The sequence below is a fragment of the Tissierella carlieri genome, from assembly GCF_018917285.1.
Taxonomy (GTDB): Bacteria; Bacillota; Clostridia; order Tissierellales; family Tissierellaceae; genus Tissierella; species Tissierella carlieri.
In genome coordinates this window covers 221,608-233,093 of sequence record NZ_JAHLOH010000056.1, presented here as the reverse complement: position 1 = coordinate 233,093, position 11,486 = coordinate 221,608, and the positions used below count along the sequence as shown (strand labels likewise).

Here is an 11,486-nt window from a genome sequence, read left to right as displayed (position 1 = left end):
AATTTGTAGACCCTTTTACTGGGGAAAAAATAAAAAACTAAATATAAGAAGAACCCCTTTAGGGGTTGCTTGAGAAAATAAAGCGGTTGGCAGACCTTTCAATGTGTCTTGAGACACAGCAAGTACCATGCCCTTATAGGGCTAGAGCAAACCACCCGTTTTACGGGTGGTCATGATTTTTTACTCCTGAATCAGAAGGAAGAGATTTTTTTACAGTTCTAAAAGATGTTCAGGAATATATTTCAAGTAATTACTCTATTCTTATTACTGATGGAACTGTGAAGGACTCTAAGGAACATTTAAAAAGATATATATCTAAATATATACAAGATGGCAGGATTTCTGTAAAAGGAATGAACAGCGAAGAACTTATTGATGCCCTCTACAGTGAAATGGCTGAGTTCGGATTCTTAACAAAATATATCTTTGGGAAAGGAATTGAGGAAATAGATATTAATTCATGGAAGGATATTGAGATACAATATTCCGATGGCAGATGCGAGAAATTGGAGGAACACTTTGATTCACCTGAACATGCCATTAATGTCATAAGGAGGATGCTCCATATATCAGGCATGGTACTTGATAATGCAAGTCCTGCTGTTCTTGGGCATCTATCCAAAAATATTCGTATTGCAGTATTAAAGACTCCATTAGTGGATGAAGATGTGGGTATAGCGGCATCTATTCGTATTGTAAATCCACATAATATGAAGAAAGAGGACTTTATAAATGGGGGAACTGCAACAGATCCTATGCTAGATTTTCTATCAGAATGTATCCGTTATGGAATTTCTGTCTGTGTGGCAGGTGCAACAAGCTCAGGCAAAACAACCATAGCTGGATGGCTGCTGACTACCATTCCTGATAATAAGCGAATATTTACCATTGAGAATGGATCCCGTGAGCTTGCCTTGGTTCGTGAAAAGGATGGAAGAGTAACTAACTCTGTTGTCCATACCATTACTCGTGACAGCGAAAATGAAAGACAAAGAATAGACCAAATTACACTGCTTGATATGTCCCTTAGATTTAATCCGGATATTATTGTTGTGGGAGAGATGCGTGGAGCAGAAGCCAATGCAGCTCAGGAAGCAGCAAGGACAGGGGTAGCTGTTCTTACTACTATACATTCAAATTCCTGTGAGGCAACATATAGAAGGATGGTATCCCTTTGTAAAAGAGCAGTTGACATGACAGATGAAACGCTTATGTCTTATGTAACCGAGGCCTATCCTATAGTTGTATTTTGTAAGCAGCTTGAAAATAAAGAAAGAAAATTGATGGAGATTATGGAATGTGAAATATTGTCTGATGGGAGCAGAAATTATAGACCGCTATTTCAGTACATCATTACTGAAAATAGAATGGAAGATGGAGAGTTTATAATTAAGGGCTATCATGAACAGGTTAACAGCATATCAGAGAGCCTATCAAAGAGATTTTTAGAAAATGGAATGCCAATCAGTACTATAGAAAAACTTAAAAAGAAGGAGGTACAAAGTCTATGAGTACCATCTTGTTAATGGCCTGTATTGGAATGATTGCAGGTTTTTTTATATTGTTTAATATCTCCCCAATGGAGTTTACGGATAGTATCTTTAAAGGGTTACTGAGCAAGCCTAAGAGCATTAAAGATGAGATTAATGAAACTACTAAACGAAAAAAATTATCTTTTTTCAGACGTGAAATTGCTGAAGTTCAGGAGATTTTAAGAGTAACTGGAAGAGAGAGTAAGTTTCCTATGCTTTGCGCCTTATCCCTTTTGCTCTTTGCCATAGGAGTATCTATTGCCATTATTCTTGGAAATATGTTTTTAGTTCCAGTAATGGCAATAGGTTTTATGCTTATACCATTTTGGTATGTTCGTATCACACAGACTCACTTTAAAAAGGCTATATCAACTGAACTTGAAACAGCTCTTAGTATTATCACAACAGCATATCTAAGAAATGAGGATATATTAACTGCTGTAGAAGAAAATATGAATTATTTAAATCCTCCTGTACTATCTGTATTCAGGGAGTTTGTATCTAGAATAAAGCTTATAAATCCAGATATTATATCATCTTTACAAGAGATGAAAGGAAGAATTGACAATGCAGTCTTTCATGAGTGGTGTGATGCTTTGATTGCTTGTCAGTTTGACAGAAGTTTAAAGACAACACTAACTCCCATTGTAAGCAAATTGTCTGATATGCGAGTAGTGAATGGAGAACTCGAAAATATGGTGTTTGAACCAAGAAAAGAATTTATTACTATGCAGATACTGGTTATTGGAAATATTCCTCTTTTGTATTTTCTCAATAAGGATTGGTATCATACACTGATGCATACAGTCATGGGGCAGATAATTATATCCGTTTGCATTGCAGCCATTTTTATATCTACAGCTTTTGTAATTAAATTAACTCAGCCAATAGAGTATAGGAGGTAGAAAAGATGACATTTTTAATTATTATCTTTGGGATACTCCTAGCTCTGGGATTGTTCTTTATAATAGCTGATGTTTTAAAGCTCCCAAGTCTGGCTGCACAAAGGGCAATGCAATCTGCAGGAAAGCAGGGAAGCGAAAAGATAAAAAATATAGATATAATGATTCAAGGATGGGCAGTAAAGCTTTCTAAATACATCCCTATTGATGAGTATAAAAGAAATAGGATGAAAAATACACTGAATGCATCTGGTATAAATATGACACCAGAAGAATATATGGCATCTGCCATAATCAAATCAGGCTTAATTGCATTGGGGGTAGTTCCCTCCTTAATAATATTACCGCTTTTAGCACCAGTTATTGTATTCTTAAGTATCCTTGTATATTTTAAAGAGATAGGGAAAGCAGATGAAGAACTAAAAGAAAAAAGAGATAAAATAGAAAGAGAGCTGCCAAGATTTGTAGCAACCATTACTCAGGAGTTAAAGGCAAGCAGAGATGTATTGTCCATTTTAGAAAACTTCAAGAAAAATGCTGGTGAAGATTTCACAGATGAACTGGATATCTTAACTGCAGATATGCGCTCTTCGTCCTATGAGGCAGCACTTACAAGATTTGAGGCAAGAATCAACTCACCTATGCTGTCGGATATTACAAGGGGATTAATCGGGGTTTTACGTGGAGATGATGGAACTATGTATTTTCAAATGCTCTCCCATGATATGAAACAGCTTGAACTTCAAAGATTAAAGGCACAAGCTATGAAAATACCTCCTAATATTCGAGTGTTTTCTTTTGTAATGCTGATGTGTTTCTTAATGACCTATATGGCTATTATTATCTATGAAATTATACGTTCCCTTAGTGGAATGTTTTAGGGGGTGTCTATGTGTTAAAGATTTTAAGATCCAAGCAAGGAGAGGGATATATAGATGTGGCAGTACTGGTTCTTTGTGCCATGCTTGTTATTGCTCTTGCAGTTAGAGTATTCCCAGCTTATATTATAAAACAACAGGTAGATACCTTTGCTACTGAACTTATGAGAGAAGCAGAAATTGCAGGTAGGGTTGGAACGGAAACTACAAATAGGGAACTTTTGCTTCGAGAAAAAACAGGTATTACACCAACGGTTACATGGTCGAAGTCAGGAAGAATTCAATTAAATGAAGAGATAACTGTCACCGTCACTTTTGAAACTAATATCGGTTTATTCGGTGGATTTGGCTCCTTTCCTGTTACCCTAAGAGCTGATGCTGCTGGGAAATCAGAAGTATATTGGAAGTAGGTGAAATCTTGTATAAACTTAAAAGAATATTAACCGATAAAAAAGGTAGTTCTTTCCCGTTAATTGTTGCAGTGACTTTGTGTCTCGTAATGATTTTCACAGGAATATCTGAATATTTTAGGCTGATGATCATTGCCCAAGGTGTACGTGATGCTGTTCAAGATGCAGTAATTTCTACTGTAAATGATAACTATGATGATGTTTATCATGGAGTTCGTGAAGGCTATTCAGGAGGATATCAGCCTATGGCAGATGACTTTGAAGAATCTCTAGATTATGGGGATATCTATAATAGACTGGATGCAATTCTTGGCTTAAGACAAAGCGGCGGATATCATAGAAAAACTACATCAGATGGAAAGATGGAGTTTCAATTATGGAATTTAGATGTAGATATAAGGAATGCTCCATTAGCTTCAGGGGATAGAGCAGATTCAAGATTTGAGGCAGACAGCAGTATAATGCTTGAAGTACCCGTATCCTTTGGGGGAAGACTTCTGCCAAGTATGAGGATGAAAATAAAGACAAGTGCAGGCTATACTCCTAAATTTTAAGAAGTTTAAAAAATAAATAGACTTTTAGAAAATCTTGTGGTAGGGTGTGGCTTATAAGGAATATATATTTAGATTTAAAAAGGAGGCAAAATCCTATGAAAAATATAAATGATAAAGTTAAAAGGAGACTAATAGTCTCTGTTGGATTAATAATCAGTATAATACTTATAGTTTTAATAAGTGGCCAGTTTAGAAAAGAACCTATAGCAGAAGCAGAATTACCAATTCAAAGTGAAGATTCTATAGATATTATATTAGATACACCTGAAATTACAGAAAAAGAAGATGAAATTATAGTACCAGAAATTGAGATTACTGATACAGAAACAAAAGATAATGGAGCAATAGATACTGGAACTGAGCAAACCATTCAAGGAGATCCAGAAAAACCAAAAGAACCTACAAAGGAACAGCTTGAAGATCCCACTCAGAAACCTAATGGTGAGAAAGTGGAAACACCACCAGAACCTGTGGATCATAATAAAGTAGAGAAACCAGCAGAAGCACCAAAAAAGGATGATGAGCCACAAGGTGGAGACACCAATAATAAAGGGCAGACCTACTTGCCTGGATTTGGGTGGATAGAAAATAGTGGGGAAAACCAAGGTGCTACAGCTGAAGATATGTATGAGAATGGAAATAAGATAGGCGATATGAATTAAATAAGAATAGCATGTTAAACACTACAGAGATGTAGTGTTTTTTCTTTGCAGAAAGGAGAGAAAATGAAAAGAAAAATTAAGATATTAATAACGCTGATAATGATAATTAGCATAATATTTCCCGTTGTTGTATTTGCAGTTGGAGATGGGAATATAGACTCAGGCGGTGGTGGAATGGGAGATGGAACTAGTACCGATAAATGGTCTCCTGGATATGACAGTGTTCGTGTAACTGTAGTTCGTGCAAGTGATTACTCGGTAGTAACTACCCCTATCGATCTAACTAATAAGCAACCACCATCTACTATGTTTCATTTTGGTAAAGTGTCTAAACTTCAATATAACAGTGGGAGAGGTTTGACCCCTATACAAGGTGCATATTCTTATGTTAATCCATCTCAAAGCATGCCAAGAATTGTAAGTACCAATGGTAGTAACAATATTGCAGCTATAAAAAGTTATTTTACAGATGAACAAGTAATAAGGTCAATAGCATCAATCACGGGTATGGATTTCGATATTCTAATTGGCGGAGATTATAAAATGCTCTTAGAGCCAATGGCATATTACACATTTCAAGGTGTTATGATTGCTACAACTGCAACGGAAGCAGCTATGTATGATGAACAAGTAAACGGACTGCTTAGAACTAAGATGACATCTTTGTCCCATAAAAACTTACCACTTGCCATGTTTCTTGAAGTGGGTGATTTGGGATATCCTGCATGGAAGGGAAGCACTACAAAAGCAGCATCCAATGCAGATATAAAATCTTCTCTTGGACTTGGTATTGTAAGGTTTACAGAACAACCTGAGCCACCAATTGTAAGTGCATATGATTATGAATATAGAGTAAATACAGAAGTAATCACTTCAGTTATGGTTAGCGGAGGACAGTCAGATCCTGATAGACCGACTCGTGTAAGTTTTATTATTGATGGAAGAACCTATAATGTTGGAAATATATATTATCCAGATGGAGACTCACAGCTTGCATGGATCAAGTGGACAACACCTGATACAGAGCAAGATATGGTAATTGATGTAGTAGTGAGTGGACCGGGCAGTACAGTAAATTCTACCATCAATATTAAGATAGTTGACTTAGATAAAAATCCCCCGCCAAATCCAGTAGCTGATGATAGAAATGACTCTTTTTCTTACTATTCTGTTCCGAATAGAGAAGAGAAAACAGCAGCTAATTGGAGTATATGGAGGCCTTGGTGGCAGGAATATTGGGTATGGCATAGTACGGGTGAAGACTCAGGTTATTGGTGCGATCATGGATGGTGGGAATTTGACCTTGAACAATACACAGCCAGACTTTCCGCTGATATGGTAATTATAAACGATAGTAAAAACCCTACTGCAAATGGAAGTACATTTAAAAGTGGATATGGAATCAATCAAATTGTTACTGGAAATGTGAGCACTAATCAAAGTTCAGCAGTAACCTACCCACAGAATGCTGTTTCCTATTTTCCAGAATTCCAATATGAAACCTATTGGAGATTATTAGAACGTGTTTCAGGTGGTTCAAATGCTAGGTTTGAGTTTAAGAAAAATAATTATTCCACTTATAAGAATCGTACACATTTTACTCCTATATGGATGCCAGATGGAGCATATATAGTGAATACTTGGCTTATAGATGCATGGACACCTGTTGGAATGCTTTCTATGAATCTTACAGATTCACTTAAAATAAGGGGGAACCTATGGCAGGACTGGCATATAGCACCCTTAAAACCCTAAATCAAACAGAAAAAGAAAGGTGGTTTTTATGAATATAAATAGGAAGATAGTATTGATTATGTGCTTACTACTTATATCAATATTGACATTAAGCACTACAGCATTAGCTTCAGGGACAGGTGATGTAGCGGGAGCAATTGAGGGAACATGGAGCGATGCATCAGGACAGATAAAAACAGTTGTAAATAAAGTTGTATTTCCTGCAATAGACCTCATTTTAGCAGTATTTTTCTTTGCAAAGCTTGGTACTGCTTATTTTGATTATAGAAAGCATGGACAATTTGAATGGGCGGCACCAGCTATTTTATTTGCGTGTTTAGTATTTACCCTAACTGCACCAGCATATATTTGGAGGATACTTGGGATGTAAGGAAATATAATAATTATACCAAGTTGTCTTAATATTGCCGACTTGGTATAATTATTTAAACTTAGATTCCAGTTTTAGACTATAATTAAAATAAACAAGTATTATATTGTTTTAATGAACAGATATTTCATTTAAATTGAGATCGAAAAAATAGGAAAGAGGTGATTTAATGATATATGTATCTATAGATACCAATGTATATGTTAATTTACTTACAGAAGTGTTAGCTAACGATAATGCAGAAGAAAAGGATATACCTAGTGAACTAGAGGAGCTAAATCTTCTATGTAAAGAAGGCGTTGTAACATTATTAATTCCAGAGGTTGTAAAACTAGAACTCCAAAAATCTAATAGTAAAGTTGAGGAGGACTACAAAAGGGAGTATTCTAAATTAATTGGTTATATTGATAAATATTCTGAAAGTTCATGGAGTGAAATAAGGGAAGTAAAAAAGAAGGTTATAAATTTAATTGAAAGCGAACAAGATGATAAGGTTTGTTATTGGAAGGAAGAATATGATAAATTAATGAGTTTTTTTGATAATGAATATATTCAACATGTAGAATTAACTCCTGATATGATTTGTAAAACATATAAAAAGAAAATCGCTGGATTAATTACTGATAGTCAATTGAACGATGCATTAATAATAGAAAGTATTAATTGTTACTTTAAACAGCAAGAAATGAATAGTGATGACTTACTGTTTTTTATTACTGGAGACAAAAAAGACTTCTTTATTAAAGGAGATATAGCAGGTTTTAGCATTTTAAAAGAAAAATTTCAAATCCATAGCTGTAAAGTATATGGATTATATAATTTGAAGCAACTCTATAAACATATAAATGCTAATTTTGAAGTTGAACTTTCAAATGGAGAGATAGAAACCAAATGGAGTGAATTTGAGAAGAAATATCCAGATTGGGATTTTGATAATGATGAAGCTATAGAAGAATATGCTTATATTGAGGAAGATATTAATCTAATGATTAATAAGTTATTTGAAAGCAAATTACAAGATTTGCCTAAAGAGATAATAGATATACGAAAAAGAGTGTTGAAAGAAATAGAAAATATATTATTAAGATGTAGGAATATGAGATCTTGGGATGATAGAAGTGAATCAAAATTATATCGCTGGTTAAATGGGAGATTTGAAATAAATTTATATTCATCAAAATTAAGTGATTTGTTCCTAATTAGAGATAGCTTGCAAGAATACTTAAGGGTTCATGAAGAAATGGATGAAGAAATAGTAGAAGGGCATGATTGGAAAAAAATGCAGTAAATTTGATAAAGTATTAAAAAATAGCGAATTTTGTTAAGATAATTATACTGGCACATAGATAAATACTATGTGTCTTTTTGTTTTTTGAAAGTGGGTGAAGTGACATGTTTATTTGGGATTTTCTCTTAGGGGATGTAATGGATCAAATTATAGATTGGTTTTATGGTCAGCTTGTAGGTTTTCTAGCTGACTTCTTTGCTCAGATGGGAAATATGGGTGTAGAACTCTTCGATATGAGCTGGGTTCAGTCAATAGTTCTGTTCTTTTCTTATCTTGCGTGGTCACTCTATGGAACAGGACTTGTGGTGTCCTGCTTTGAAACGGGGATTGAATACCAATACGGGAGAGGGAGTATTAAGGATGCAGCCTTAAATGCAATTAAAGGATTTATGGCAGTAAGTCTTTTTAATATAGTACCCATAGAACTGTATAAGTTATCCGTTAATTTACAAGCAAGTTTAACAGCAGGTATTACTGGTTATGGAAGTGGAATCGGTGAACTGGCAACATCTATTATTGGGCAGTTAAATAATGTAGGAGATATTACAAATGTTGGAGGTTCAGGAATATTCGGTGGGATTTCTATGATAACAAGTCCATTTATGGCACTCTTCATTATTATTCTTATGGGATATGCAGTTATTAAAGTGTTCTTTGCAAATCTAAAAAGAGGTGGAATTTTACTTATACAGATAGCGGTTGGAAGTCTGTATATGTTTTCTGTTCCCCGTGGCTATATTGATGGTTTTATCCAATGGTGCAAGCAGATAATAGGATTGTGCCTTACTACATTTCTTCAGGCGACAATATTAACTGCAGGGCTTATGGTGGTAAAAGATCATGCATTATTAGGACTTGGATTAATGTTATCAGCAGGGGAAGTACCAAGGATTGCTGGAGCATTTGGACTAGATACATCTACTCGTGCTAATATGATGAGCGCAGTTTATACAGCACAGGCAGCTGTTAATACAACAAAGACTATAGTACAAGCAGTACCAAAATAAAGATGAAATAGGAGGATTTAATGAAACTGATATATGTTGCATCTCCATATAAGGGAGATATAAAAAAGAATATAGAATATGCTAAAGAGGCATGCCGATATGTATTAAACCAAGGTAATGCCTTTTTTTGTCCCCATCTTCTCTATCCTCAGGTTTTAGATGATAATCATCCAGAAGAAAGAAGATTAGGAATTAATATCGGAAAAGAATTTTTAGCTAAATGTGATGAACTATGGGCATTTGGAGGACATATTTCTCATGGAATGTTTGAAGAGATTGAGTTTGCTAGAAAGATAGGAATTCCTGTAAAAAGAATTATACAGCTTGATTTTGAAATAGAAGAACAGGAACTCTTAAAGTTAGGGATGTATTAATGATTACATTGGGAAGTCTTTTCGATGGGATAGGAGGATTTCCCCTTGCTGCTGTCCAGAATGGAATTATTCCTGTATGGGCAAGTGAAATAGAGTCCTTTCCCATTGAAGTGACTAAAATAAGATTTCCTGAAATGCTCCATGTGGGAGATATTACAAAACTAAAAGGGGAAGAATTGCCTCCTGTTGATATCATAACAGGAGGTTCACCATGTCAAGACTTATCTGTTGCAGGCACAAGAGCAGGACTAGCTGGTGAACGTTCAGGTTTATTTATGGAGCAAATAAGAATAACAAAAGAAATGAGGTATGCAGATGCAAGAAGAGGAAAGGCAAATCACCTTATCAGACCTCGATACTTCGTTTGGGAAAATGTCCCTGGAGCATTCTCAAGTGCAGGAGGAGAAGACTTCAAAGCGGTACTTGAAGAAACCGCAAGAATTGCAGACAGCACCATATCTATACCTAGACCTCCGGGAGGGATATGGAAATCTGCTGGGTGCATATTGGGATATGAATTCACTATTGCTTGGAGAGTTCTCGATGCTCAATACTGGGGTGTCCCCCAAAGACGTAAGAGAATCTTTCTTGTCGCAGATTTTGGAGGACACACCGCACCCAAAATACTATTTGAGCAAGACAGCATGTTTGGGGATACTCAGGAGAGCTAAAGTAAGAGGCAAGGAACTTCCTAAACAACTAAGAATAGCTTTAGAAATTCAAGGTGAAGTGGAAGGTGCAGAACGAGAATCTAATGATAATATAACTACTGAATATAAGGCATACCATATTAATCAACGCAATGAAGGGATTGATTTAAATGGAATTTCAGGAGCCTTGATGGCAACTCAAAATATGCAGATGCAGACTTTTGTTGCAGAATCTATGCTATGTTTAAATGATCAGGGTGGTAACCGAATGGATATAACAGAGAATATCACCTCTACACTACGAGCCAGCATGGGAGGGAATCAGCCTATAGTTATGGCAACCCAGCAAAGTGGTGCAGAAATATGCCTTGATCTTTGTCCAACCATTACATCAGCAGCAGGAACAAGTGGCAACAATCAACCTATTCTATTCGATAATCACGGTAAAGACTGCAGATACAATGGTCCTCTTAAAGTAGCACCAACAATAGCTGCAACCTATGGAACAGGCGGCAATAATGTACCACTGGTATCAAAACCGATTAATTCAGACAGTTATTGTATTGCAGGAAATACCATAGACAGACAGGATCATAATGGTGGAAATGGATGTGGGTTTCAAGAAAATATCAGCTATACTCTTACTACAAGTGATATACATGCTATCTGCCATCCTGAATCTAAAACTTATCAATATACAGTAGGAGCATTGTGTGGAAGCGATGAAAAAGGCATTGGTAACCAATATGTGAGCCAAGATAAATGTATTGTGGATAATGAAAAGATGATGTTTGGACAATCTGAATTTGCTAATTACAAGGAAGGCTGTACAACACTTCGGGAAGAAGGCGGAGACAATGGAGGAGGTAGTGAAAACCTTGTAACCACAAAGAATCTTGTACGGAGATTAACACCATTGGAATGTGAAAGACTCCAAGGATTTCCTGATGGATGGACTAAAATAAAAAAGTCATCTGATAGTGCAAGATATAAAGCATTAGGCAATAGTGTAGCAATTCCTTGTGTAGATTATATTATGCGAGGGATTGTTTATTTTATGAAGAAGTTTAATGGGGAAGAAAGAAAAGATTAAAATGCAACTAA

Annotated in this window: 13 protein-coding genes; all 13 read left to right on the top strand. The window is 35.6% G+C overall.

The features are described from left to right. Positions 1 to 278: 278 nt before the first annotated feature. Complete coding sequence (locus tag KQI38_RS21405) at positions 279 to 1,511, top strand: ATPase, T2SS/T4P/T4SS family (protein ID WP_216563084.1); 1,233 nt, start codon at positions 279 to 281, stop codon at positions 1,509 to 1,511. Beyond that, positions 1,508 to 2,437 (top strand): type II secretion system F family protein, encoded by a 930-nt coding sequence (locus tag KQI38_RS21400; protein ID WP_216563083.1) that lies wholly within the window; start codon positions 1,508 to 1,510, stop codon positions 2,435 to 2,437. The genes KQI38_RS21405 and KQI38_RS21400 overlap by 4 nt, the downstream gene beginning before the upstream one ends. Before the next feature lie 5 nt (positions 2,438 to 2,442). Then, positions 2,443 to 3,315 carry a hypothetical protein gene (locus KQI38_RS21395; RefSeq protein WP_216563082.1) on the top strand — a complete coding sequence of 291 codons (873 nt, stop codon included), beginning with the start codon at positions 2,443 to 2,445 and terminating at the stop codon, positions 3,313 to 3,315. Positions 3,316 to 3,326: 11 nt separating this feature from the next. Then, positions 3,327 to 3,722: a DUF4320 family protein gene (locus KQI38_RS21390; protein ID WP_216563081.1), complete on the top strand. Its 396-nt coding sequence runs from the start codon at positions 3,327 to 3,329 to the stop codon at positions 3,720 to 3,722. Between the two features lie 8 nt (positions 3,723 to 3,730). Further along, on the top strand, positions 3,731 to 4,276 hold the full coding sequence (locus KQI38_RS21385; RefSeq protein ID WP_216563080.1) for a hypothetical protein: 546 nt from the start codon (positions 3,731 to 3,733) through the stop codon (positions 4,274 to 4,276). Positions 4,277 to 4,371: 95 nt separating this feature from the next. Further along, positions 4,372 to 4,938 carry a DUF6550 family protein gene (locus KQI38_RS21380; RefSeq protein ID WP_216563079.1) on the top strand — a complete coding sequence of 189 codons (567 nt, stop codon included), beginning with the start codon at positions 4,372 to 4,374 and terminating at the stop codon, positions 4,936 to 4,938. A gap of 63 nt (positions 4,939 to 5,001) precedes the next feature. Next, positions 5,002 to 6,693, top strand: a complete 1,692-nt coding sequence (locus KQI38_RS21375; RefSeq protein ID WP_216563078.1) for a DUF8193 domain-containing protein — start codon at positions 5,002 to 5,004, stop codon at positions 6,691 to 6,693. 28 nt (positions 6,694 to 6,721) lie between these two features. After that, complete coding sequence (locus KQI38_RS21370; RefSeq protein WP_216563077.1) at positions 6,722 to 7,063, top strand: DUF3852 domain-containing protein; 342 nt, start codon at positions 6,722 to 6,724, stop codon at positions 7,061 to 7,063. 169 nt (positions 7,064 to 7,232) lie between these two features. Continuing rightward, positions 7,233 to 8,351 (top strand): PIN domain-containing protein, encoded by a 1,119-nt coding sequence (locus tag KQI38_RS21365; protein WP_216563076.1) that lies wholly within the window; start codon positions 7,233 to 7,235, stop codon positions 8,349 to 8,351. 104 nt (positions 8,352 to 8,455) lie between these two features. Then, a complete protein-coding gene (locus KQI38_RS21360) occupies positions 8,456 to 9,358 on the top strand; it encodes a conjugal transfer protein TrbL family protein (RefSeq protein ID WP_216563075.1) in 903 nt (300 codons plus the stop codon). 20 nt (positions 9,359 to 9,378) lie between these two features. Further along, positions 9,379 to 9,732 carry a DUF7768 domain-containing protein gene (locus KQI38_RS21355; protein WP_216563074.1) on the top strand — a complete coding sequence of 118 codons (354 nt, stop codon included), beginning with the start codon at positions 9,379 to 9,381 and terminating at the stop codon, positions 9,730 to 9,732. Next, positions 9,732 to 10,403, top strand: coding sequence for a DNA cytosine methyltransferase (locus KQI38_RS21350; RefSeq protein ID WP_216563073.1), 672 nt, complete (start codon positions 9,732 to 9,734; stop codon positions 10,401 to 10,403). The genes KQI38_RS21355 and KQI38_RS21350 overlap by 1 nt, the downstream gene beginning before the upstream one ends. Then, complete coding sequence (locus KQI38_RS21345) at positions 10,363 to 11,475, top strand: DNA cytosine methyltransferase (RefSeq protein ID WP_216563072.1); 1,113 nt, start codon at positions 10,363 to 10,365, stop codon at positions 11,473 to 11,475. The genes KQI38_RS21350 and KQI38_RS21345 overlap by 41 nt, the downstream gene beginning before the upstream one ends. The last annotated feature ends 11 nt before the right edge of the window (positions 11,476 to 11,486 follow it).